This window comes from Flavobacterium oncorhynchi (assembly GCF_002217355.1).
In the GTDB taxonomy this organism is placed as follows: Bacteria; Bacteroidota; Bacteroidia; order Flavobacteriales; family Flavobacteriaceae; genus Flavobacterium; species Flavobacterium oncorhynchi.
Window position 1 is genome coordinate 51,033 of the sequence record NZ_MUHA01000011.1, and the last position, 25,651, is coordinate 76,683.

The following is a 25,651-nucleotide window of genomic DNA, read 5'->3' on the forward strand; positions in this document are numbered from 1 at the left end:
AAGCCATTTTTCGGATTTTGCAAAGTTTCCAAATACATAACCAATTTCAAATTAAGCCTAATGCCTACATTACTTTTAGCCTGTGGGTGCAGTTGCTATTCTTTACTTTTTTTCAAAATTTCTCTTCCGAGATTGCTTAAACTCCACAGAACAGTTTTATCTTCTTTGGAAACAATTTTTTGAGTGACTCCGAGGTTTCTTAATTCTTCCAGCATTTTTATTACGACTGGACGATTTGAATCTGTATCTTTTGCAATTCCATGAGAAGTTCTAAATTTATAATTAGGATCGTCAAATGATTTTATAATTTTGTCAATTAGATCACGAGAATTAATCATTTTGCTTGATAAAAGATCCTGAAGAGATTCTAATTGATTACTTTCTGTTTCTGTTGAATCTATTTCTGCTTCGGTTGATACTAATACATCTACTTTTTCTTCCACTGCTTTTGCCGAGTCTATAGCCTGATTGGCTTTATCTTTTGTGTCTTTTAAATCTTTCAGGATTCTCTCGCCCATTGAATTAATAAATCTATCAGAGAAATAACCAGCTATAAAACAAAATCCTGCGAAAACAAAATAATTTATTGAATCGAATTTGTCGTCATTCTTTATCAAATTGCTAGATAACATATTCAGTAAAAGAGGAACAAGAATCGAAGCTCCAATTCCACTAAGTAAATATTTAATAACAATTTTTTTTTACGTTTTTCTTCTGGTTGCTGAAAGTAAAATGAATAGAAATTTGTAAGACCGGCAAGCCCGCCAATAAAGATGATGATTAATATTAATGTTATTCTATGATAATCTGTTACGCAATTCATTTTTGACTGTTTATGATTTTTTAGCAATATTAACCTAACATTTATTTACTGGCTACAAAGTAGGGGCAATTTATTCAAATTCGCTTGTATTAACAAATGTTTATTCCGTATCTTTCTTTTCAAAATTATCAATTTACCAATCTCAACAACCACGTACTTTTACCTGATTTGTTAAACAAAAAAAAGACAGTCCCTCCAAAAAGAAGAACTGCCCTTTTTAGGCAAATTTTTAAATTTGCATTCCTAAGAATGCGTACAGTTTTTGATAATCACTAAAATGAAGACAAAACGCTGGTTATTCGTTTATAGCATCTCCTTCTTTAGTTTCTTCGCTGGCAATTTTTACCAGTTTATCTTTTGCATTTAAATCGCCAAATATTTCTATTTTATCGTCGATTTCTCTACCTTTTTTTACGTTAACTCTTGTCGCTTTATGATTAAGTACTTTGATTACAAATACTCCTTCGGCAGCATTTACCACTGCTGATTTTGGCACTACAAATGTGCTGTCTTTTGCGTTTAAAGGCAATAAAACTTCGGCAACCATTCCGGGTAATAAATTTCCTTTTGTGTTGTGAACGTCCATTTCTACACGCTCAGAACGTAGTTTTAAATCTAAGGCACCAGACATTCTTGTAATTTTAGCGGTAAAAGTATCAGGCAGAGACTTTACATTAAAACTCATTTCTTCACCGTTATGTAAATATCCTGTATACAATTCCGGAACAGAAACTGCCAAACGCAATTTACTTTGTTCCTGAATCGTTAATAGTGGCAAATCTGAACCTTTTCCTGCCGGTCCGACAAATGTTCCTAAATTGACATTTCTGGCTGCTACAACACCATCAAAAGGAGCACGAATTTCAAGATATCCTCTCATAATTGCGACTTCTTTATGCGCTGCAATTGCCGCTTGTAATTGTGCATAATCAGAGTTCTTTTTTCCGCTTGCCATTTCAAGATCGTTTTTAGAAATCGTTCCTTCCACTTTGCTCGTTTCGTACAAACGATTGTAAGTGCTTTTGCTTGTAGCATAAATCGCTTCCATCGATTTTAATCTCGATTCGGCAGCAGCTAATTGCGAACTGATTTCTGGCGCTTCAAGTACAATTAAAAGCTGTCCTTTTGTAACTTTAGAACCAATATCAACTTTTAATGTTTTTACAAAACTGCTCACTTTTGCGTATAAATCTACTTGCTGGAAACCTGTTAATTCAGCAGGTAAGCGTAGTTCAGTAGTCAGCTTTTCTTTTTCTAAAAGAAACGTTTCTGTTTTAGGTTCAATTTCTGCCGCAGCGGTTTCTTCTTTTTTTGAATTACAGCTGTTCAGGAAAAATAATGCTGCAAAAAACAGCGGGCTATATTTTATAATTTTAGTGTTCATTTTTTGGTTTTATATGATTATTGCCTTGTTTTATAAAAAAGCGTAAAGGATAAAAGTTATTGAAGTTTTTTCACCACGATTAGACTTTCAGCTTTATGATTTTCCAGCTTTCGGCTTATTTAATGATGAGATATAATGGATACTTTCTTCGTCTTCAGGATCTAAAGAAACAGATTGTGTCGATGCTTTTTCTTGTGCCCAGGCAAATATTTGCGGCAGAATTAATAATACGGCAAAAGTCGAGAATAATAAACCACCGATAACCGCTCGCCCTAACGGAGAAACCTGATCGCCTCCTTCGCCGTGACCAATTGCCATTGGTAGCATTCCCGCAATCATCGCAACTGATGTCATAATAATTGGACGAAGACGCAGTGCTGCGGCTTCACGCGCTGATTCTAATGCGTTGCCGTTTATTTTTCGCAATTGCTCTGCATTGGTAACTAATAAAACAGCATTTGCAATCGAAACTCCTACAGACATAATAATTCCCATATAAGACTGCAAATTTAAAGTTGAGCCTGTTAATGTCAGCATAATTAAGGCTCCTAAAACCACCGCTGGAACTGTTGTTAAAATAACCAGCGAAACTTTGAATGACTGGAAATTAGCGGCCAACATTAAGAAGATTACAAAAATGGCAACCAATAATCCTACTTGCAAACTGCTTAATGTTTCTTCCAATACTTTACTTAAACCAATAGGATTAATGAACAAACCACGAGGAAGTTCTCCTAAAGATTTAATTGTTACAGAAACATCTTTCGCTGCCGTCCCCAAATCGGTTTGATTGATGTTTGCTGTAACTGTAATGTATGGCATTGCCCCTAAATTGTCATTTTCACCGCTTACAAAGCCGGGTGTAATTTTTGCAACGTCGCTCAAAACAGGACGAAGCGAATTTTTTAATAACGGAATTTCTCCCATATCCGTTTTGCTTTTCATTTGATTCAATGGTACTTGAACCTGAACGTTGTATGATAATCCGGCTCTTTCATCAACCCACATATTTTTTTCGGTATATCGAGATGATGAAGTCGAAGCCACAAGAGAACGAGAAATATCATTCATATCAACTCCAAGTTCAGCAGCACGGGTTCTGTCAATATCAATGTTCATTGCTGGGTAATGAATAGGCTGACCAATTTGTACGTCTCTGAAATACGAAATCGCTTTTAGTTTATCGACAATTTGATTGGCGTATAATTCATTTCGTTTTTTGTCTTTTCCTGCAATTCTAATTTCAATTGGAGTAGGAGAACCTTGGCTTAATACTTTATCCGTTAACTCGATTGGCTCAAAAGAAACTTTAGTGTCTGGCAATACTTTTTTAAGTCGTGCTCTAAAGTCATCTTTAAAATCATCCATATCAACGTGATAATCTTTTAAACTTACCTGAAAAACGGCTTCATGCGAGCCTGCCATGAATAAATAAATTGGATTGATAGAGAATAAAGACGGGTGCTGTCCTACATAAACAGAAGAGATTCCGATATGCTCTGGTCCAACCATTTTTTTCAATTCTTTTAAAACAATTACGGCTTGTTCCTCTGTTCGTTCCAAACGTGTTCCATCTGGAGCACGAAGTCTTAATTGAAACTGACTTGAATTTACTTTTGGAAAAACATCTTTTCCGATAAAAGTAAGTAACACAATAGCTAAAACTGTTGCAGAAACCAAATAGACAATACTCGTGGCTTTTTTATGAACAAACAATCGATCTAGAGTTCTCATAAAGCGAACTCTGAAACGCTCAAAAGCACTTATTTTTCCGTCTTGATTGGTATCTTCTCTTTCAACCATTACTTTTTTCTGGCTGATTAAGTCTTTTTCAGATTCTGGTGTTAAACCGCAAGCATTAAATTCGGCTTCATCGTCTGTGATTTCTGGCGTGTGCTCATGTTTTGGATGGGCTTTCATTAACCAGTTTGCCATTACAGGCACAAATGTCTGCGAAAGCAAAAATGAAATAACCATCGAAAATCCAATGGCTAAAGCCAAAGGCAAGAATAAAGCTCCCGGAATTCCAACCATTGTAAATGCAGGCGCAAAAACGGCAAGAATACAAAGCAAGATCAATAATTTTGGTAATGCAATTTCTTGACAGGCATCCCAAATAGCAAGTGCTTTTGGTTTTCCCATATCGAGATGCTGGTGAATATTTTCGATTGTTACCGTACTTTCATCGACCAAAATTCCAATTGCCAGCGCTAATCCGCTTAAAGACATTAAGTTGATAGTCTGTCCGAATAATTTCAAGAATAAAACTCCCGAAATAATCGAAATAGGAATGGTTAGGATTACGATTAATGCGGCACGTTTATCTCCAAGGAATAATAAAACCATTAAACCCGTTAAAACAGCTCCAATAATTCCTTCGGTAATTAAACTTTTAACAGAATTGATTACATAAACAGATTGGTCAAATTCATAAGATAATTTTACATCTTCGGGTAATGTACTTTGAATTTTAGGCAGTTCGGCTTTTAATTTCTGAACGACATCCCAAGTCGAAGCATCTCCGGCTTTTGCTATACTAATATAAACTGAACGTTTTCCGTTTACTAATGCGTAACCTTGCGTAATATCGGCGCCGTCTTTTACGGTCGCGACATCGCCTAATTTTAAGTTTTGAACACTTCCTTTAAATAACGGAATGTTTTCAAAATCTTTAACTTCTTTAATCGTATTGTTAGTTGGTGTAATGTAGTTTTTATCACCCATTCTCACGTTTCCAGAAGGAGCTGTTTGATTGTTTACACGAATAGCTTCTACAATTTGATCAGGTGTCATATTGTGCGAACGCAATAGATCTGGATCAACGTTTACCTCAATTGTTCTTGGGCTTCCGCCGAATGGTGCCGGCGATAATAGACCAGGAATCGAAGTAAACGAAGCACGAACATAAACGTTAGCTAAATCCTGTAATTCATTATTTGATCTGATTTTACTGCTCAATACCAATTGACCAATTGGCAGTGAAGAAGCATCAAAACGAATGATAAACGGAGGCTGTGTTCCTGGAGGAAATGCCGCCTGAATCCTGTTCGAAAGCGAACTTAATTCGGCTGCAGCCTGCGCCATATTTGTGTTTTCATAATAGGTTAATTTCATAATCATTAACCCCTGAATATTTTTGGTTTCTACTGATTTTACACCATTGGCAAAAGGCAGAATGTTGACATAAGTCTTAGCAAAATAAGCTTCCATCTGGTCTGGAGTATAACCTCCAAATGGATGTGCAATATAAATAACCGGCAAATTCATTTTTGGCAGAATGTCTACCTTAATGTCTTTGATGGCACCAATTCCGAAGAAAAATAGACCCGCAACCAATACTAATATGGAGATGGGTTTGCGGAGTGCAAAACGTATTAAATTCATTAGGATCTATAATTAAAATTCATTTATAAATAAGTCAAAATTGCCCGTTGCTGCCACTTTCAATAAATACGACTGCCATACATTATTATTGACAATATCTCGGTCGATTTCGGCACGGTTTAAAGTGTAAATTGTTTGAGTCAAATCTGTTAAATCCGTTAAACCATTTTTGTATAAAGTCGATTTTTGAATGTAAGCTCTCTTTGCCGCATCAACCTGAATAGGAGTTTCAGCATAATTATCCATGGTAATTTTGATCTTATCTTCGGCAAATGTCAATTGCGATTTCAATTCTCTGTCAGCCTGATTGTATTCTTCCTGTAATGCTTGCGAAACAAATTTTTGAGCGCTCACTTGTTTGCTTGATCTAAAAGGAGTAGTTAAATTCCATGTAATTCCAATTCCAACTAAATAATTGCTGCGATCGGGATTTACGCCATCCCAATAATTTCTGCTGAAAGCATGTTGATCTGTTGCATAACTATTCTCAAACCCTGAAGCTCTGGTTTGCAAAACACCAAAAGCACTCATAGTTGGATAATAAAAGCGTTTGTACAATTTTACCTGCTGATTGCTGTAATCGATTTTGGTTTTATAAAATTGCAATAAAGGGTGAAGACTGTCTGTTGCAGTGTTTTCTTTTACAAGTTCTTTTGGAATTTGAGTTACAAAAAGTGTGTCTGCAGCAAAATCCTGAGGAGCAACGCCCATTAAATCAACTAATTTATTGTTTTGTTCTTTCACGAAATTCTTTGCAAGATTCAAAGCAATTTTAGCTTTCGAAACTTCGGCAGTTGCCAATGTTGAATCTACGCCGGCTAATAATCCGTTTTTAACCCTTGCAACAGCTGTTTTTTTGAAAACCTCTGCACGGCTTAAATTCTTTTGCTGAGAAATCAACAATCTTTGGCTTGCCAATAGATTTAAATAAGCGGCAGAAATTTTGATTTCTTGTTGGAATTTTTCCTGTTCTAAATCTTTTTCCTTGGCCTGAACATCAATTTTAGACAGGTTGATTTTTTCCTGTGTTTTTCCAAAAGTGAAAAAATCCCAGTTCATGTTGACCAAATAAAGTGCTCCAAATGCCGAATTCCAGTTTTGTTGCGGAAGCGGAAGTCCAGACGAAGCAACTCCAAGTCCGCCAAAACCATAAAGCGGTCCGTTTTGTCCGTTTACTGTTCCGTAATCTTGTTGAGCCGATAAATTCAAGTTAGGCAGATAATCACGACGAGATTGTTTTAAAGTCTCTTTTGAAGCATTCGTGTAATTGTTTTTTGCTCGAATCGAACCGTAGTTTTCAAGCCCTGTTTTTATTGCTTCTTTTAAAGACAAGGTTTGAGAGTAACCGATCGAGGCAAAAATCAAGAAAAATAATAAAGTAATTTTTTTGAAATACATAAACTCAAGTGTGAAATTATAGAACAAATTTATTTACCTTGAACTGATAAAAGTCAGGTTAAGTGATGTACTGCAATTATAAATGACAAATTCAATTGGTCATTTTTACGAAATAATAATTAAAATTTTGTCCGTACTTTGTATCCTATTTAAGTTTTAAAAATGAACGAGAAGTTTGATAGTATAGTGGATAATAAATGGTGGCAGGAAATTGCCGTCGTCGCTTTTTCTTTTACCATTTATACGTTAAAAAACGATTGGATGTTGTTTAGTTCTATGGCATCCATTTTAATGGGTATTTTTTTCTACCTGATTCTTTATCTTCACGCTCAGTTTAATCGCTTCTTTCTTCTTCCGATATTATTTAAAACCCGTCGTCCTGTTACTTATATATTATTAACGCTTTTTGGAGTTGTCGTTTTCTCAATTGTTTTGTATGAGATTACAACTTTAGATATGTTTAATAATTGTCGTTTATATCAAAATTCGCATCAACGAAGTTATGTTTATCAACTCGCAAGCGTTTTGGGAACATTAGTTTGTATTTTGAGTCCAATTATTGTTTTCAAATTTTATAGAATTCATAAAAGAAGAACGGATGAAGCGCTGCTTTTTAATCAAATGCAGTTGAACTCTTTAAAAGGACAATTGAATCCACATTTCTTGTTTAATACTTTCAATACGCTTTACGGAATTAGTTTGGAGTTTCCAGACAGAACGCCGGATTTGATTATGAAGGTTTCGCAGTTAATGCGTTATCAGTTAGAAAGTAACAGCAAACAATGTGTATCTTTAGAAGATGAACTGGAGTTTATAAACAGTTATGTGCAACTGGAAAAAGAACGAGTAGGCTATCGTTGTGATGTTACTTATGATTGTAAAATCGATAACGAGAATGCCTATAAAATATCACCAATGCTTTTAATTGCTTTTATCGAAAATGCTTTTAAACACGGCACCTGCGCAATTGAAAAATGTTTCGTAAGAATTTTTATAACGGTCGAAAAAGGAGATCTTCATCTGCATGTAGTAAATTCTATTCCAACGAAGAAAACTGATGTTGTTTCAACCAAAATTGGTTTAAAAAACACAATCGAAAGGCTGAATTTGATTTATGGAAAAAACTATAAACTCGATATTCAGGAAGAAAAGAATACGTATATAGTCGATTTGAAACTGCAGCTGAAAAAGTTTGTCTAATGAAAGATCCAAAAAAGTGTATAATTGTTGATGATGAGCCGGCAGCACATTATGTTTTGGCGAATTACATTAAGCAGAATCCGCAATTAGAATTGGTTTTTCAAGGTTATAACGGCATTGAAGCGATGGACTTTTTAAGAGAAAACAAAGTCGATTTGATGTTTCTAGATATCAATATGCCCGAAATTTCTGGAATGGAATTGCTCAAAATAATTCCGAATCATCCTAAAACTATTTTAACAACCGCTTATTCTGAATTTGCGCTGGAAAGTTATGATTATGGAGTAATTGATTATTTACTGAAGCCTATTTACTTTCCGAGATTTCTAAAAGCAGTTGAACGCTTTTTCTCTACAGAAAATATAAAAGGAAAAGAAGAGGAAGTTGTTATTGATACTCTAAATGTAAAAGTTGATGGTTATTTTATCGACATAGAATTAGATCAGCTTTTGTTTGCGCAGAGTTTTGGAAACTACGTAAAACTGCATACGCAAAAGCGAACTTATTTAGCTTCTATCACTACAACTGAACTTGAAAAATGCCTGCCGGAAAAGAATTTTATACGAATACATAAATCTTACATTGTGGCTTTGGATAAAGTGGACAGTACCGAAAAGGATTTTGTTACGATTAAAAATGAAAGGCTTCCAATAGGTATTACTTATAAGAGAGAACTTTCAGATCGTTTGAAAAAGTAAAAATTGTTAATAATATTTTGTTTAAAGTTTAATAAAAAGTAGTAATTTTAATACGGTTAGATTATGGCTTTTTAATTTGAAACTGAGGAAGTATGAAGAAAATTTTGCTTGTAATGCTCTTTTTGTACAGTGGTTTATTGATTGCTCAGAATGGATTGTCTGAAAACAAGATTGTTACACCGCCAGAAAAAGTGCTGTTTACTTTTCAAAAAGAATATCCAAATAAAGAAGCAGTTTGGTCACTCAATTATGTTGGAGATGACGATGATGAAATAAGATATGAAGCTAAATTTAATACGGATAAGAATATTAAAGCACTTGCAGTTTATGATAATTTAGGAATACTACGAGCATTTGAACAGCAAATTCCGTTAAGCCAATTGCCGTTGAAGGCACAAAACTATCTGAAGAAAAATTATCAGTCAAAAGCAATACGAGAAATTGCGGTAGTTGTAGATTATAAAAATATAACAACCTATGAAGTTGGAGTAGAAAAAGAGGGAAAATTTTATGATCTTGTTTTTGATAAAAACGGAGGTTTTGATGTGAGCATCGAAAAAAACTAAAATGTTTACTTACTAATTCAATTATATTTAGAACGACAAACCCGATAAGATTTTAAAGCTTATCGGGTTTTGTTTTTTAGATTAATTAAAAGACTGAACAGTTTTATAATTAATTTATAGAGTTGTGAGCTAAACTACAAATTCATACCGCCGGAAACCTCAATTCGCTGTGCGTTTACCCAGCGTGCTTCTTCAGTGCATAAAAAAGCAACTACTGCGCCAATATCGTCTGGCAGCCCAACTCTTCCTAATGCTGTTACGCTCGCTATATTTTTATTCAATTGCTCATTATCACGAACTGCGCCGCCGCCAAAATCGGTTTCAATAGCACCGGGAGCGACCACATTTACTTTAATTTTTCTTTCGCCTAATTCTTTTGCTTGATACTTAGTTAAGGTTTCAATTGCTCCTTTCATAGATGCGTAAGCGGCATAACCTGGAAATGAAAATCGTGTTAAACCAGTTGAAATATTTACGATTCCGCCTCCGTCGTTCATTATATTCAGCGCTTTTTGAGTTAAGAAAAAAGGACCTTTAAACTGAATATTGGTCAATTGATCAAATTCGGCTTCTGTTGTGCCAATAAATGAATTGTGAATTCCAATTCCGGCATTATTTACCAAGAAATCAATTTTTTCTGTTTTAAAAGTGCTTTTTAAAGTGGTTTGCACTTCTTTAAAAAAAGTATCAAAACTTGCACTATCCGCTACGTTTAGTTGAAGAGAAGCTGCTTTCTGACCTAAATTTTCGATTTCTTTTGCAACCAAGTCAGCTTCATCTTTTTTGCTGTTGTAAGTTATAATTACATCGATTCCTTTTTTTGCAATTGCAATTGCCATGTTTTTTCCTAAACCTCTGCTTCCGCCTGTAACCAGAGCTATTTTTGTTTCTATTGCCATTTTATATTTGTTTTAAATTGATACTGCAAAGATAGGAGCGGGGTAGATTTGGAGAATTGTAAATATCAAATCAATGTTTGCAAAATTCAAATCAAAAAATGAATTTTCTAATTTTTAAACTCCAAACTTGAAACTTGAAACTTGAAACTTGAAACTTGAAACAAAACAATTAACACCTAAAAGCCAAAGGCGTTAAAGAAGTTTGCTTTTTAAAGAAATTAGAAAAATGAGCTAATTCTTCGAAACCAAGCGAATAGGCAATTTCAGAAACGTTCCAGTCCGTTTGTTTTAAAAGGATTTTGGCTTCGTTTGTTAATCGTGTACTGATTAATTCAGTTGTGGTTTTTCCTGTGTTTTCTTTTAAAACCTTATTTAAGTGATTTACATGAACAGATAGTCGTGCGGCAAAGTCTTTTGCAGTTCTTAATTCTAATCGTTGATGAGGAGATTCTATAGGAAATTGCCTTTCTAATAATTCAGCAAATAATGATGAAACTCGCGCAGCAGAATTGTGTTTAGAATAAAGAGCAGAAATGGGTTGTAATTTTTGACCAAAATGAATCAATTCAGCAACATAATTTCGGATTAAATCATATTTGTAGATATAATCAGAGTTGATTTCTTTTTGTATTTTATTGAAAATCAATTCAGCTTCTGAAACTTCTTCATCTGAAAGCTGAAAAATAGGATAACCGTCTGAAGCAAAAATTGGAAGTTCGTCAAGATCAATTCCACTTTTATTTTTAGATAGAAATTCGCTGGTAAAAACACAGAATTGTCCTGATTGATTAGTGTCTTGCGGAACGTAATTGTATGGAATTTTGGGTGTTGCAAATAATAAACCCTGTTTTTCGATTTCGATTATTTTATCGGCATATTCAGCTCTGTTATTCCCTTTTATCAAACTTATTTTATAATAAGCTCTTCTGTCATAAGGCATAACCGATTTTCCCTGCAAACGTTCTAATAGTTCTTTAATATCAAAAATATTAAAATGTCCAATCTCTTTTTGAATATCATTTGGCAGCAGCGAAGCAGGATTCACATTTGAACCTTCGGTAATATCCTGATAAAATGAATCTAGGGATTTCATATTGTAATGAATTGCGAAATTCAAATATACAAAAAATAAGTTTCGTGAACTTAACCGCGAAGAGCGCAAGGTTTTTCGCAAGGTTCGCAAAACATACACGCATTTTATGTCATTTCGAGGAACGAGAAATCACACGCGGGATTGGGGAAAGATTAAAAATTACTGAATAATTAAAAAAGACTTCCCTGTACAAACTCAGGTTCTGGATTACTTCCAAAAGGAAAAGCATCAAGTACAAAAAACTGTTTTATTTTGGGATCAAATTCTCTTAGAACAATTTCATTGCATTCAAATTGAAGATCAATTTTTGTAAACAGCTCAGAAGCAATTTTAAGATTTTCGGGAGTTAATCTTCTTCCTATTGATAGATGCGGATTATCGCTTTTCTTAAGATTTAAAGACTTTAGTGTTTCATGAATTTTTTTCATGATTGGCACAAGATTATTTTTTGAATCTTTGGTTACGCCAATAAAAAAAGCACCGCTATTTGGGAAAGAATCAAAATGATCTAAAGATACTTTAAAAGGCGTAAAAGTATCAGAAATTTTAGAAAGCTTTTGTTTGATCGAATCCAATTGAGATTCATCAATTTTGAATTCGCAAATCGTAATGTGCGCTTCAGAATTACAGCTGTTATACCATTCTATTTTACTCCGTAAAAAGTCTTTTAGCTTTTTAACGGGCTCAACTACTGATTTAGAATAGAATACAACTGAATATGTTTTTTCCATTTTGAGGCTTTAAATTAGACAAATTTATAGCTTTCCTTTTAAATGTAATCGATGGAGAATTTCAGATTTTAATAAACCGCTTCCTCCTCCAAAATGTTCAATTACTTCTACTTCGGGTTGTTTTTTTAAGCAAAAAGAAGTGAATTCTTTCTCGATATGGTTTTCGATTCCAGAACTTAAAAGAACGATGTCGATTTTGTGATTTAAAAAGTGTTGCTGAGCCTCTTTTTCATTATTGAAAGCAATAGCATTCCAATTTTCATCGGCATTTACAAGACGAAGCAAAATGGCTAGAATTTCTTCGTTTTTGCCCAAAAGCAAGAATTCGAGAGTTTTCATAATCTTTTATTTAGATAACAAATTTACGAGTATAAAGGCAATGGTAACTTAATCTAGGACAAGAAATCAGCTTGTATCTTAGTTAATTACGTGATTTTTATTTAGAATTTGCACTTTTTTTTAAATACAACATTTTGAGACACAATGCTCTAGGATTTGTTAACATAAAAATAACGTAAAATAGTACAAAAATGAGGAAACCCGTAATGAAATCTGAAAAGACGGCTGTAGATTTGTCTTATAGAAATACCAAGATTATTTTTTTATTTTTCTATGATTAAACTGTTTTTGGAGAAACTTTTTAAAGGAAAATTAAAGCACATTCATTTGTGTAGACTGCATTGTATAAATTTGCAACAATACAATAAAGTATAATTTTCTTAAGGTTTTTAGATTTGGTTATTTAGTTAATCATATCTAAAAACCTTTTTTTATTAAAGCAGTCCATTGCTTTTAAGCCATTCTGCACAGTCTTTAGTCCAATATTTACTGGTGTCTTGTACGCCTAATCCAAAACCATGTCCGCCTTTTTCATATAAATGTAACTCCGCTGCAACATTATTTTTTTTAAGGGATAAATAATAATTAATGCTGTTTTCTGGTAGAACTGATTTGTCATCTGTAGCATGAATTAAGAAAGCTGGTGGTGTTTGAGGTGTGATCTTTTTGTCACTAGAGAAAGTATCAATAAGTGCTTGCGGTGGATTATTTCCTAATAAATTTGTTTGTGAGCCTTTGTGTGTTATTTGATTTTCCATTGAAATTACAGGATAAATAAGAAGTGAAAAATCAGGACGTGCACTTGTTTTAAAAGAGGATTCGTATACTTTATCATCATAGTGGGTTGATAATGTTGAAGCCAAATGACCGCCTGCAGAAAAGCCCATTATTCCAATTTTTTTCGGATCAATATTCCATTTGGCAGCATTTTGACGTACATAACGCATCGCTTCTTGTGCATCTTGAAGCGGACCTATATTTTTATTTTTCATTATCAAATCGCTAGGAAGACGATATTTTAAAACAAAAGCTGTAATTCCTAAACTGTTGAGCCAAGCTGCTACTTTGGTTCCTTCTTTATCAATCGCCAAATGCGAATAACCGCCGCCGGGAAGAATAATTACAGCAGTATGATCGGGATTGCTTACAGCGGGAAAAAAGGCTGTAAGAGTAGGTGTTGAAACTAGACTTGTACTTTGAATAACTCCGTTTTTAAAATCTGGTTTTTCTTTATAATCAGAAGATTTTATTTCGTCAGGAATTTGCTCCCAAAGATTTATAGTTTGATTTTGTGCCGATGTTGAAGCTAAGTTTCCAAGTATTAAAATCATAAAAAATGCAGCTTTTTTGAAGTATTGTTTTTTTGTGCTTTTCACGGTAAATAAAGTTGTTTAGGATTAATTTTAAGGAAACAGACAGATTAAGAATGTTAAATTTCATCAAAACTTAAATAATTAAAACCAAAATTGAAACATTCTGTTTTTCAGCGGACAATTTTGATGCCGAAAACAGGTTATTTTTGCATGCTCGCAATTAACAAATATATTGTTTAATATTTAATTTAGTAGTCATTTTTTTAAGTGATGTGTTTATTTATGCGACAAATATAAATTTTTATATAATTTATTTGGAATATAAAGATTTAAAACTATATTTGTGCAATCGATTACATTATTTTCGTTTGTTTGTTTTGGATTCTTGATTTTGATCTTTCGAATTTTACTTAATAGTGTGTTGATTTTCCAAAAAACTTTATAACTATAATAAGCCGTTACCATGAATCAAACCGATGCCGTTACCGTAAATCAAACCGTCAAATCCTCAGGAAAATATCGTTGGAGCATATGTGCGCTGCTATTTTTTGCAACGACTATTAACTATTTAGATCGTCAAGTTCTATCGTTAACATGGAGCGATTTTATAGCTCCTGAATTTCACTGGACAAATAATGATTACGGAAATATTACAGCATTGTTTTCTATATTTTATGCTGTTTCTCTTTTGTTTGCAGGACGATTTGTAGATTGGCTTGATACAAAAAAAGGATTCCTTTGGGCAATTGGTATTTGGTCTGTAGGAGCTTGTTTGCATGCATTTTGCGGTATAGCAACTTCAGGAATTATAACTGGTAATTGGTTCGTAGGGTTTCACGGCTCAAAAGAAATAATCAGTACAATAAATGACACTGCGCTTGTAATCAACGTGAGTGTGGCTTTGTTTATTTTTGCCCGCTTTGTCTTAGCAGTTGGTGAGGCAGGAAATTTTCCTGCAGCGATTAAAACTACAGCAGAATATTTTCCTAAAAAAGACCGAGCATTTTCAACAAGTATTTTTAATGCGGGTGCAACTGTAGGTGCTTTAGCGGCTCCCATTACCATTCCGTTTATTGCAAAATCATTTGGCTGGGAAATGTCTTTTATTATCATAGGAGCTTTAGGATTTGTGTGGATGGGATTTTGGGTTTTTATGTATGATAAACCAGAAAGACATCCAAGAGTAAGTGCAGAGGAATTGGCTTATATTCAGCAAGATGATATTGCAGATAGTAAATTAGAAGGTTATGTACCGGAAACAACTTCAAAAGTTTCTTTTGTAGACTGCTTTAAATACAAACAAACTTGGGCTTTTGCTTTTGGTAAATTTATGACAGATGGTGTTTGGTGGTTTTTCTTGTTCTGGACGCCTGCTTATTTGAGCTCTGTTTACGGAATGGATTCTACAGAAGCGGCATTGCCATTATTTGTATTGTATATGATTACATTATTGTCAATTATTGGCGGATGGCTTCCAACTTATTTTGTTGAAAAGAAAGGAATGAACCCTTATGAAGGAAGAATGAGAGCAATGTTGATTTTTGCCTTCTTTCCTCTATTAGCATTGATTGCACAGCCTTTAGGATATATCAGCTATTGGGTTCCAGTTGTAATTATCGGAATTGCAGGCGCGGCGCATCAATCTTGGTCGGCTAATATTTTTACGACTGTTGGAGATATGTTTCCTAAAAAAGCGATTGCAACTATTACAGGAATTGGAGGTTTAGCAGGTGGGGTTGGATCGACTTTAATTAATAAAGGTTCGGGAGTTTTATTTGATCATGCTAAAGAAACGAATATGGTTTTTATGGGCTTTAAAGGTATTGAAGCAGGGTATTTTATAATCTTTTCAATTTGTGCAGTTTGTTATTTAACTGGCTGGATTGTAATGAAATCGCTTGTTCCAAAATACAGCCCAATTACAAATCTCTAACAAAGATTTTTTAAAACTAACTAACCAACCTAAACCAAAAGCTAATCATGAACCAAGCTAATGCAGCAATAGGAAAATACCGTTGGACTATTTGCAGTTTAGTTTTTTTTGCTACAACTGTCAATTATCTGGATAGAAATGTAATAAGTTACCTACGACCTTTTTTGGCAGAAGCTTTTCACTGGACGCCAGAACAGGAGGTAATAGATTATTCAAATATAGAGCTGGCTTTTAAAATCGCGTATGCTTTAGGGATGTTGGTTGCAGGTGGAATTATTGATAAATTAGGAACTAAGCTAGGTTATGCAATTGCAACCGGTTTATGGAGTTTGGCCGCAATTGGACATGCTTTTGCGACAGGAACTGGAGGTTTTTTGATCGCTAGAGTATTTTTAGGAGTTACAGAAGCAGGAAATTTTCCAGCGGCAATAAAAGCAACAGCGGAGTGGTTTCCACAAAAAGAAAGAGCATTAGCAACTGGGATTTTTAATTCAGGGAGTAATATAGGGGCTATCATTGTGCCGTTGTCAGTGCCTTTTATAGCAGAGAATTATGGATGGCAATGGGCGTTTATTTTAACCGGAATTGTTGGCTTTATTTGGTTAGGATTGTGGTTTCTTTTGTATGAAGTGCCACAAAAACAAAAACGTCTGTCTCAAGCTGAGTTAGAATATATCACATCAGATCAAGCTGAAATTGCTGAAGTCGAAGATACAGGAAAAGTTTCTTGGTTAAAGTTGCTTTCATTTCGCCAGACTTGGGCTTTTGCAATTGGTAAGTTGTTGACAGATCCGGTTTGGTGGTTTTATTTGTTCTGGCTTCCAGATTTCTTGATGAAACAATACAAACTGACAGCAACAGAAATTATATGGCCTTGTGCGCTGGTATATATGATTGGAAGTATTGGAAGTATTGGCGGCGGCTGGCTTCCTTTGAAATTAATAAATAATAATTGGCCGGCTTATAAAGCAAGAAAAGCAAGTATGCTGTTGTATGCTTTAGCAGTTTTACCAGTTTTGTTTTCGCAGTACTTAGGAGCAATAAATATGTGGTATGCAATTTTGGTTATTGGTTTTGCAGTTTCTGCACATCAGGCTTGGAGTGCAAACATTTTTACGACTGTTTCTGATATGTTTCCTAAAAAAGCAACAGCTTCGGTAACAGGAATGGGAGGGATGTTTGGAGCGCTTGGCGGAATTTTATTAACCTTGCTGGTACAGAAGAATATGTTTGTTTATTATACTAAAATAGGTAAAATAGAAACAGGTTACTTTATTATGTTCTGTATCTGCGGTGCTTCCTATTTATTGGCTTGGCTGATAATGCATATACTGGTTCCGAGGATGAAAAAGGTAGAATTATAAAGAAAAATGTAATTCAAGTTAAATAATTGTTGGTTTCAATTATGCTATTTCAATATAAAAAATTAATTTTGTGCAATCGATTACATTAAAATAAAAATTATGACAAAATATAGTTCAAGATACGCGTCAAGCCCTGAAGCTGTTAAAAAATATGATACACAGCAGTTAAGAGAAGAATTCTTAATTGATGATTTAATGCAGGAGGATGAAGTTGTATTGGTTTACTCTCATTACGACAGATACATTGCAGGTTCTGTGGTTCCAGTAAAAGGTGATTTGGCTTTGGAAACAATTGATCCGCTTAAAGCACCGTATTTCTTAGAAAGAAGAGAACTTGGAATTATTAATGTAGGAGGAAGCGGTTCTGTAGTTGTAGAAGGAACTTCTTATGAGTTAGGTTTTAAAGATGCTTTGTATATCGGAAGCGGAAATAAAGAAGTTATTTTTAAAAGTAACGACAGCAAAAATCCAGCAAAATTTTATCTAAACTCTGCACCGGCTCATACGACTTACCCAACGGTAAAAGTAAGTTTGGCAGAAGCAAATAAATTAGAATTGGGTACGATGGAAACGGCTAATCACCGTACAGTAAACCAAATGATTATTGGAAGCGTTGTAACAACCTGTCAATTGCAAATGGGTATGACGGAGTTAAGACCAGGAAGTGTTTGGAACACCATGCCGGCACACGTACACGATCGTAGAATGGAAGTTTATTTTTATTTGGACATTCCAGAAAATCAAGCTGTTTGTCATTTTATGGGACAGCCGCAGGAAACAAGACATATTTGGATGAATAATCATCAAGCAGTTATTTCTCCGCCTTGGTCGATTCACTCAGGCTCAGGAACCAGCAACTATACTTTTATCTGGGGAATGGCTGGTGAAAATTTAGATTATGGAGATATGGATGTTTGTAAAATTACGGACTTAAGATAGAATCATGACAAACCTATTTGATGTAACAGGAAAAGTTGCCCTAATTACAGGAAGTACTCACGGACTGGGAATGGCAATGGCAAAGGGATTAGGAAATGCCGGTGCAACAATTGTTGTTAATGGTAATTCGTCTCAACAAAAGATTGATGAAGCTGTAAAAGAGCTAAAAAATGAAGGTATTAATGCTTTTGGATACAGGTTTAATGTAACAGATGAAAAGGAAGTTGTAGAAGCTGTAGAGAAGATTGAAAGCGAAGTTGGACCAATTGCTATTTTGATTAACAATGCTGGAATCATCAAAAGAATTCCATTACTTGATATGGAAGTTTCTGATTTTAGAGAAGTTATTGATATTGATTTGGTAAGTCCTTTTATTGTTTCTAAGCATGTTGCAAAAGGAATGATTGAGAGAAGACAAGGTAAAATAATCAACATTTGTTCAATGATGAGCGAATTAGGCCGCAGTACGGTTTCGGCTTATGCTGCTGCAAAAGGCGGTTTGAAAATGTTGACCAAAAACATGGCAACAGAATGGGCAAAATATAATGTACAAATTAACGGAATTGGACCTGGTTATTTTGCAACGGAACAAACAAAACCAATCAGAGTTGACGGACATCCGTTTAACGATTTTATTATAAGCAGAACACCGGCGGCAAAATGGGGAGATCCAGGTGACTTGGCAGGAGCTGCAATATTTTTATCATCGAAAGCAAGTGATTTTGTAAACGGACATATTTTATATGTTGACGGCGGAATTCTTGCCACAATTGGAAAACCTTCAAACGAAGATTAATTATCAAATTTTATTTAAAAAGACATGAGCAATCAGACATTCATAAACGATAATTTTTTATTAGAAAATAAATTTGCTGAAGAGTTATACCATAACTACTCAAAAAATCAGCCTATAATTGATTACCATAATCACCTAAATCCTCAGTTTATTGCCGAAGATAAAATTTTTGACAATATAACTCAGGTTTGGATCAACGGGGATCATTACAAATGGCGTGCAATGCGTACATTAGGAATCAATGAGCAGTTTGTAACAGGAAATGGTTCAGATAAAGATAAGTTCTTAAACTGGGCGAAAACAGTTCCGTATACAATGCGTAATCCTTTGTATCACTGGACGCATTTAGAATTAGCGCGTTATTTTGATATTTACGATTTGTTGAATGAAAAAACAGCAGAGAAAATTTATATCGAAACCACTGAGAAAATTAATTCTCAGGCTTACAGTACACAAAACCTGCTTAAAAAAGTAAACGCTGAATTAGTTTGTACTACAGAAGATCCAATTGATTCTTTAGAGTTTCATCAGAAATTGGCAAAAAATCCAATTGGAACAAAGATGAGTACAGCTTTCAGACCAGATAAAGCTATCTTAATTTCTAATGATGGTTATAATGCATATCTAGACACATTAGGGGATGTGTCTGGAGTTGCAATTAATACTTACGCTGATTTACAAACAGCATTAAGAAACAGAATTGAGTTCTTTAATGCAAACGGATGTAAATTGAGTGATCACGGTTTAGATCAAATTTATTTTGAAGAATTTACAGAATCTGAAATCAGTTCAATTTTCAAAAAGAAAAGAGAAAACAGAATTATAACTCCAGAAGAAGCTCTAAAATTCCAAAGTGCTGTTTTAGTATTCTTATCTGAAACTTATCATGAATTCGGATGGGTACAGCAGTTTCACTTAGGGGCATTACGTAACAATAATGCTCGTATGCACAGAATTTTAGGCCCTGATACTGGTTGGGATTCTATTGGAGATTATCCACAGGCACAAAAATTATCAAGCTTTTTGAATGCATTAGACAGTAAAGATAAATTGACAAAAACAATTATCTACAACTTAAATCCTGCTGATAATGAAGTTATGGCAACAATGATTGGAAATTTCAACGATGGAAGCGTTCGCGGAAAAGTACAATTTGGTTCTGGATGGTGGTTTTTAGATCAAAAAGACGGAATGACAAAGCAGTTAAATGCGCTTTCAAATATGGGATTAATCAGCTGTTTTGTTGGAATGCTTACAGATTCAAGAAGTTTCTTATCATTCCCAAGACATGAGTATTTCAGACGTATTTTATGTAATCTTTTGGGAGACGAAATTAAACGTGGAGAACTTCCAAATGATATGGAATGGATTGGGAAATTAGTTTCTGATATTTCATATAACAATGCTAAAGAATATTTCAAATTTTAATTTTTTTTGAACCATTAAGATATTAAGGAAATTAAGTTTTGAGCTTAAAATTTATTTTTAAGATGAAAAGATAATAAAGCAGAAATGCTTAATAAACTTAATTTTTTAAAGTATAGAATTAAAAAAGTAAAGCTTAATTCTCTTAATGTCTTAATGGTGAAAAAAAATATTTTTACTGGTAAAAACAATAAAAAATATGAGTAGAGTAGTTGCATTTGGAGAAATCATGCTGCGTTTATCAACAGAAAGACACTTACGTTTTTCACAATCTACAGCATTTGGTGCTACGTATGGTGGCGGAGAATTCAATGTATGTGTTTCCTTGGCGAATTATGGTGTAAATGCTGAATTTGTCACAAGACTGCCTGAAAATGAAATCGGTTTTTCTGCATTAAAAGAAATCAGAAAAATGAACGTAGAGTCTAAAAATATTCTTTACGGAGGAGAACGTTTAGGGATTTATTTTCTTGAAACAGGTGCAGGAACACGAGGAAGCAATGTAGTTTACGATCGTGCTCACAGTGCAATGTCGACTATTGAGAAAGGACAAATTGACTGGGAAAAAGTTCTTGAAGGTGTTGAATGGTTTCACTGGAGCGGTATTACGCCGGCAATTTCACAAAGCGCTGCAGAAGCATGTTTAGAAGCTATTAAAACGGCTCATAAACTAGGGATTAAAATTTCATGCGATTTAAATTACAGGTCAAAACTTTGGCAGTACGGTAAAACACCAAGTGAAGTTATGCCAGAAATGCTTAAATATAGCAATGTTATTTTAGGCGATATCGATACAGCATATTTTATGTTAGGAATTCCTAAAGTGAATCCGAATTATCAGGATGAAAAAACGCTTCCGGTTTTATATACAAAGTTGTTTGAGTTGATTCCAAATTTAAAAGTGGCGGCGACAACATTACGTTATTCTGTAAGTGCATCTCATCAAAGAATTGGCGGGATTTTGTTTGATGGAAAGGCAGTTTATCAAGCGGCTGTTAAAGAAGTAACTCCGGTTGTCGATAGAGTAGGAAGTGGTGATGCTTTTATGGGAGGATTGATTTACGGATTGTTAGAATATCAAAATAATAACCAAAGAGCATTAGATTTTGCAGTTGCAGCTTGTTGTTTAAAACATACAATTGCAGGAGATTATAATTTGGTTACTTTAAAAGAAGTTGAAAATATGATTGATGGTGATGGTTCTGCATTGGTATCAAGATAATTAAGAGAAATATGGCAAAGTTTTCAAGAATAGAGGTTGCGCAGACAATGAAAGATAACGGAATGGTTCCATTGTTTTTTCATTCTGACATCGAATTAAGTAAAAAAGTTTTAAAAGCATGTTATGATGGTGGTTCTAGATTAATGGAATTTACCAGCAGAGGTGACTTTGCTCATGAAGTTTTTGGAGCTTTAAATAAATATGCTTTGGCTGAACTTCCGGGAATGATACTTGGAGTTGGTTCAATTACAGATGCAGCATCGGCTTCATTGTACATGAGTTTAGGGGCTAATTTTATTGTTACACCAGTTTTTAGAGAAGATATAGCAATTGCCTGTAATCGACGAAAAGTATTGTGGTCGCCAGGCTGTGGTACGCTGTCGGAAATTGCAAGAGCAGAAGAATTAGGCTGTGAAATTGTAAAATTATTTCCCGCAGATACTTATGGCCCAGAGTTTATTAAAGCAATAAAAGGACCGTGTCCGTGGACAAATATTATGCCTACAGGCGGGGTTTATCCAACGGTTGAAAGTTTGAGCTCGTGGTTGAATGCTGGGGCAACTTGTGTTGGTTTAGGATCACAATTGATTTCAAAAGACATATTAGATAATAAAGACTTCGAAGGACTGACTGCAAAAGTGAAGCAAGTTCTTGACATTATAAAAAATATAAAAAAATAAATAAGGAGTAATCATGTCAATCCTTATTTAGATGCGTTTTTTTTAGATTTTAGAGATTGTAATTGAACATTACGCTTGCAAAATAATTTCTGTCACTCCTCACAGCGGGTTTTATTTTACATTCAAGTGTAATGTTTCATTTACAATTTAAAAGGCAGAAATAAAGATATAGGGTTTATAAATGGTTATTTATAACGTATTAAAGAAAATTTAAAATGAAAAAATTAAATAGAATAAATACAGGATTAGAAAAGTTACAGCCAATTAAGGTAGTTCAGTTTGGAGAAGGTAACTTTTTAAGAGCCTTTGTTGATTATGCTTTTTACAAACTAAATAAAGAAGTTGATTTTAATGCTGGTATTGCAATAGTTCAACCTTTGAAGGACGGTATGGTAAATATGATTAATGATCAGGACGGTCTTTATACCTTGTTTATGAACGGAATTAAAAAAGGTGAAAAGATACAAGACATTGAGTTAATTACTAATATCGTAAAAACTATAAACCCATATACTGAATTTACAAATTATTTGGCTTTAGCTAAAGAAGAAGAACTTCAGTTTATTGTTTCTAATACTACAGAAGCTGGAATTGAATTTATTGAAAGTGATACTCCAGATATGCAGCCACCAGTGTCATTTCCTGCAAAATTGACTGTTTTATTATATGAAAGATTTAAGCATTTTAATGGAGATGCTTCTAAAGGAGTTACAATAATTCCTTGTGAATTAATTGATTATAACTCTGAGACGCTTAAAAAATATATTTTACAATATGTTGATTTATGGAAATTAGAAGATACATTTAAAACTTGGGTATCAGATGCTTGTACCTATCATAGTACTTTGGTTGACAGAATTGTTCCTGGATATCCAAGAGCTGAAATTGAAGAGTACAATAATAAATTAGATTATGAGGACAATTTAATTGTTGCGGCTGAACCTTTTTTCCTTTGGGCTATTGAAGGTGGAGATGATCTAAAAGCAAAATTGCCTTTTCATAAAACAGATTTGAATGTAAAAATCGTTGATGATATACGTCCTTTTAAAATGATTAAAGTTCGTATTTTAAACGGTGCGCATACGGCAATGGTTCCTTTTTCACTTTTGCATGGTAATAAATTAGTAATGGAAACTGTTAACGGAGATTTTACTGGAAAATTTGTAAATAGCGTTATTAGTGAAATTAGTGAAACTCTTGATATGGACAAAAATGAAATTACGGCCTATTCTGAGGAAGTAATGGACCGATTTAAAAATCCATTTATCAAACATGCGCTTGCTGATATTGCATTAAATTCTGTATCGAAATTCAAAGTAAGAGTTTTGCCTAGTTTATTAGGATATTATAAGGCTAACCAAAAATTGCCTGTTAATTTGACTTTTTCATTAGCGAGTTTAATTCGTTTCTACAAAGGAACTTGGAATGGTCAAAGTTTACCGGTTAAAGATGGTGAAGATATTACAGCTTTCTTCAGCGGACTTTGGAAATCGGATGATTACGAAAAAATCGCTCGTTTAACATTACAAAATAAAAGTTTCTGGGATGAAGATTTAACAGAAATCTCTGGATTGACAAAAGCCATTACAATTGCATTAGAGGAAATTGATGCAAATGGTATTGAAGCTGGCTTTGCTAAGTTTCAAGAAAGAATAAAATAAAAAAAAGATAAAAAAATAAAGAACAAGGGTTAATTATGGCAACGCAAAAAAAACTTATAAAAGTTCACCCAACCGACAACGTAGCGGTTGCTTTGGTGAATCTTACAGCGGGCGAAGTAATTGATTTCGAAGGAGAATCAATTACTATTGAGTCTGATGTAAAAATGAAACATAAGATTGCAATGGTTCCTTTTAATGTGGGAGACAGAATCATTATGTATGGTGTTTTGGTAGGAAAAGCAAGTGCAAGAATCGAAAAAGGAGGATTGCTTTCTACTGTAAACGTGAAGCACGAAAGCGATAAAGTTACTGGTAAAACAGAAACTATTGGCTGGACAGCTCCAAATGTTGATAAATGGAAAGATAGAACTTGGCAGGGTTTTCATAGAGAAGATGGTCAGGTTGGAACTGAAAATGTTTGGTTGTTTTTTCCATTAGTATTTTGTGAAAACAGAAACATCGAAATCTTAAAAGATATTTTTGAGAAAGAATTGATGAAACCAAAGGAAAACGACTACCAGTTATTATTGCGTTCTTTGGTAAAATCGGAAACAGGTGGAGCAGGAAATGAAGCAGCTTCAAACGATGCTAACTTGTTTAATAATATCGAAGTAAAATTTATTACACATCAAGGCGGCTGCGGGGGAATTCGTCAGGATTCTCACAGTTTAGCTAAATTATTAGCAGGTTATGTAAATAATCCAAATGTTGCTGGTGCTACTGTTTTGAGTTTAGGATGTCAGAATCTGCAAATTCAAATTTTTAAAGACGCTCTAGATGCAATAAATCCAAATAGTAAAAAACCAGTTTTAATTTACGATCAGCAATCTATTGGAACAATTGAAACCATGTTGAGCAGTGTTGTAAAAGATACTTTTGAAGCGATTAAAAAAGCAAATGAAATAAAGAGAGAACCAGCTCCATTATCTAAACTAAGAATTGGTTTAGAGTGTGGTGGATCTGACGGATTTTCTGGAATTTCAGCAAACCCTACTTTGGGAGTGTTATCTGATCATTTAGTTGCTTTGGGAGGAACTACAATTCTTTCTGAATTTCCTGAATTATGTGGAGTAGAACAAGAATTAGTAAATCGTTGTGTAGATGATAAGGATGGAAAACGTTTCTTAGACTTAATGCAATGGTACGAAAAAACAGTTGTAGATGCAGGTTCAGGATTTGACATGAATCCTTCTCCAGGTAACATTAAAGACGGTTTGATTACAGATGCTATGAAATCAGCTGGTGCTGCTAAAAAAGGAGGAACATCGCCAATTACTGGTGTTTTCGATTATGGAGAATATATTAACGAACCAGGCTTTACGTTGCTTTGTACACCAGGAAATGATGTAGAATGTACTACGGCAATGGTAGGTTCTGGTGCAAATATGGTATTGTTTACAACAGGTTTAGGAACGCCTACAGGAAATCCAATTGCTCCAGTTGTAAAGATTTCATCAAACACGCAATTAGCGGCTAAAATGTCTGATATTATTGATATTGATACTGGCGGCATTATTACTGGCGAAAAATCAATTGATGAAATGGCTGATGAAATGTTAGAATTCATTATTGATGTTGCAAGTGGTACAATTAAAACCAAAGCAGCAATTTTAAATCAAAACGATTTTATTCCTTGGAAAAGAGGAGTTTCTTTATAAGAAGAGATTTAAGCATATGTATAAAGACGCACTGCTGTGCGTCTTTATTTTTTTAAACCCTATAAATTATATAAGTTCATTCTAGATTGTACTTACAATAAAAAAGCAGCTCTTACGGAGCTGCTTTTTTTGTTACATTTTAAAC

Annotated in this window: 21 protein-coding genes; 12 read left to right on the plus strand and 9 right to left on the minus strand. The window is 34.0% G+C overall.

Translation table 11 applies throughout. The annotated features are described in order from the left end of the window. Positions 1-95: 95 nt before the first annotated feature. From B0A75_RS09575 to B0A75_RS09590, 4 genes are all read right to left on the minus strand, one after another. The gene (locus tag B0A75_RS09575; RefSeq protein ID WP_317044186.1) at positions 96-695 is read right to left on the minus strand and encodes a YEATS-associated helix-containing protein; all 600 of its coding nucleotides are present in this window, start codon (positions 693-695) and stop codon (positions 96-98) included. Positions 696-1,118: 423 nt separating this feature from the next. Then, positions 1,119-2,207 carry an efflux RND transporter periplasmic adaptor subunit gene (locus B0A75_RS09580; RefSeq protein ID WP_089054058.1) on the minus strand — a complete coding sequence of 363 codons (1,089 nt, stop codon included), beginning with the start codon at positions 2,205-2,207 and terminating at the stop codon, positions 1,119-1,121. A gap of 93 nt (positions 2,208-2,300) precedes the next feature. Then, positions 2,301-5,591 carry an efflux RND transporter permease subunit gene (locus B0A75_RS09585; RefSeq protein ID WP_089054059.1) on the minus strand — a complete coding sequence of 1,097 codons (3,291 nt, stop codon included), beginning with the start codon at positions 5,589-5,591 and terminating at the stop codon, positions 2,301-2,303. Between the two features lie 12 nt (positions 5,592-5,603). Next, positions 5,604-6,989, minus strand: a complete 1,386-nt coding sequence (locus B0A75_RS09590) for a TolC family protein (protein WP_089054060.1) — start codon at positions 6,987-6,989, stop codon at positions 5,604-5,606. 162 nt (positions 6,990-7,151) lie between these two features. On the opposite strand from B0A75_RS09590, the gene B0A75_RS09595 reads away from it, so the two are divergent. From B0A75_RS09595 to B0A75_RS09605, 3 genes are all read left to right on the plus strand, one after another. Continuing rightward, the gene (locus B0A75_RS09595) at positions 7,152-8,189 is read left to right on the plus strand and encodes a sensor histidine kinase (RefSeq protein WP_089054061.1); all 1,038 of its coding nucleotides are present in this window, start codon (positions 7,152-7,154) and stop codon (positions 8,187-8,189) included. Further along, entirely contained in the window at positions 8,189-8,887 is a 699-nt protein-coding gene (locus B0A75_RS09600; protein ID WP_089054062.1) for a LytR/AlgR family response regulator transcription factor, read from the plus strand. The genes B0A75_RS09595 and B0A75_RS09600 overlap by 1 nt, the downstream gene beginning before the upstream one ends. A gap of 92 nt (positions 8,888-8,979) precedes the next feature. Next, complete coding sequence (locus B0A75_RS09605) at positions 8,980-9,453, plus strand: PepSY-like domain-containing protein (RefSeq protein WP_089054063.1); 474 nt, start codon at positions 8,980-8,982, stop codon at positions 9,451-9,453. 134 nt (positions 9,454-9,587) lie between these two features. Here B0A75_RS09605 and B0A75_RS09610 read toward each other — a convergent pair whose 3' ends face one another. The 5 genes from B0A75_RS09610 to B0A75_RS09630 form a co-directional block, all read right to left on the minus strand. After that, positions 9,588-10,352 carry an SDR family NAD(P)-dependent oxidoreductase gene (locus tag B0A75_RS09610; RefSeq protein WP_089054064.1) on the minus strand — a complete coding sequence of 255 codons (765 nt, stop codon included), beginning with the start codon at positions 10,350-10,352 and terminating at the stop codon, positions 9,588-9,590. A gap of 169 nt (positions 10,353-10,521) precedes the next feature. Next, the gene (locus tag B0A75_RS09615) at positions 10,522-11,445 is read right to left on the minus strand and encodes a helix-turn-helix domain-containing protein (protein WP_089054065.1); all 924 of its coding nucleotides are present in this window, start codon (positions 11,443-11,445) and stop codon (positions 10,522-10,524) included. A 170-nt stretch (positions 11,446-11,615) separates the two neighbouring features. Next, positions 11,616-12,176: a 2'-5' RNA ligase family protein gene (locus B0A75_RS09620; protein WP_089054066.1), complete on the minus strand. Its 561-nt coding sequence runs from the start codon at positions 12,174-12,176 to the stop codon at positions 11,616-11,618. Positions 12,177-12,200: 24 nt separating this feature from the next. Then, positions 12,201-12,515: a hypothetical protein gene (locus B0A75_RS09625; RefSeq protein ID WP_089054067.1), complete on the minus strand. Its 315-nt coding sequence runs from the start codon at positions 12,513-12,515 to the stop codon at positions 12,201-12,203. 434 nt (positions 12,516-12,949) lie between these two features. Continuing rightward, on the minus strand, positions 12,950-13,846 hold the full coding sequence (locus B0A75_RS09630) for an alpha/beta hydrolase (protein ID WP_089054094.1): 897 nt from the start codon (positions 13,844-13,846) through the stop codon (positions 12,950-12,952). 445 nt (positions 13,847-14,291) lie between these two features. On the opposite strand from B0A75_RS09630, the gene B0A75_RS09640 reads away from it, so the two are divergent. The 9 genes from B0A75_RS09640 to B0A75_RS09680 all read left to right on the plus strand — a co-directional run bounded on the left by B0A75_RS09640 (position 14,292) and on the right by B0A75_RS09680 (position 25,506). After that, complete coding sequence (locus B0A75_RS09640) at positions 14,292-15,761, plus strand: MFS transporter (protein WP_089054069.1); 1,470 nt, start codon at positions 14,292-14,294, stop codon at positions 15,759-15,761. Between the two features lie 47 nt (positions 15,762-15,808). Beyond that, on the plus strand, positions 15,809-17,125 hold the full coding sequence (locus B0A75_RS09645) for an MFS transporter (RefSeq protein WP_089054070.1): 1,317 nt from the start codon (positions 15,809-15,811) through the stop codon (positions 17,123-17,125). 99 nt (positions 17,126-17,224) lie between these two features. Then, positions 17,225-18,064: a 5-dehydro-4-deoxy-D-glucuronate isomerase gene (kduI, locus tag B0A75_RS09650; RefSeq protein ID WP_089054071.1), complete on the plus strand. Its 840-nt coding sequence runs from the start codon at positions 17,225-17,227 to the stop codon at positions 18,062-18,064. 4 nt (positions 18,065-18,068) lie between these two features. Continuing rightward, positions 18,069-18,860 (plus strand): gluconate 5-dehydrogenase, encoded by a 792-nt coding sequence (locus tag B0A75_RS09655; protein ID WP_089054072.1) that lies wholly within the window; start codon positions 18,069-18,071, stop codon positions 18,858-18,860. A gap of 24 nt (positions 18,861-18,884) precedes the next feature. Beyond that, positions 18,885-20,288, plus strand: coding sequence for a glucuronate isomerase (gene uxaC / locus B0A75_RS09660; RefSeq protein WP_089054073.1), 1,404 nt, complete (start codon positions 18,885-18,887; stop codon positions 20,286-20,288). 196 nt (positions 20,289-20,484) lie between these two features. Further along, positions 20,485-21,507, plus strand: coding sequence for a sugar kinase (locus B0A75_RS09665; protein ID WP_089054074.1), 1,023 nt, complete (start codon positions 20,485-20,487; stop codon positions 21,505-21,507). Positions 21,508-21,518: 11 nt separating this feature from the next. Beyond that, positions 21,519-22,187 carry a bifunctional 4-hydroxy-2-oxoglutarate aldolase/2-dehydro-3-deoxy-phosphogluconate aldolase gene (locus B0A75_RS09670; protein WP_089054075.1) on the plus strand — a complete coding sequence of 223 codons (669 nt, stop codon included), beginning with the start codon at positions 21,519-21,521 and terminating at the stop codon, positions 22,185-22,187. A gap of 215 nt (positions 22,188-22,402) precedes the next feature. Continuing rightward, positions 22,403-23,848 carry a tagaturonate reductase gene (locus B0A75_RS09675; protein ID WP_089054076.1) on the plus strand — a complete coding sequence of 482 codons (1,446 nt, stop codon included), beginning with the start codon at positions 22,403-22,405 and terminating at the stop codon, positions 23,846-23,848. A 35-nt stretch (positions 23,849-23,883) separates the two neighbouring features. Further along, positions 23,884-25,506, plus strand: coding sequence for a UxaA family hydrolase (locus tag B0A75_RS09680; RefSeq protein WP_089054077.1), 1,623 nt, complete (start codon positions 23,884-23,886; stop codon positions 25,504-25,506). The last annotated feature ends 145 nt before the right edge of the window (positions 25,507-25,651 follow it).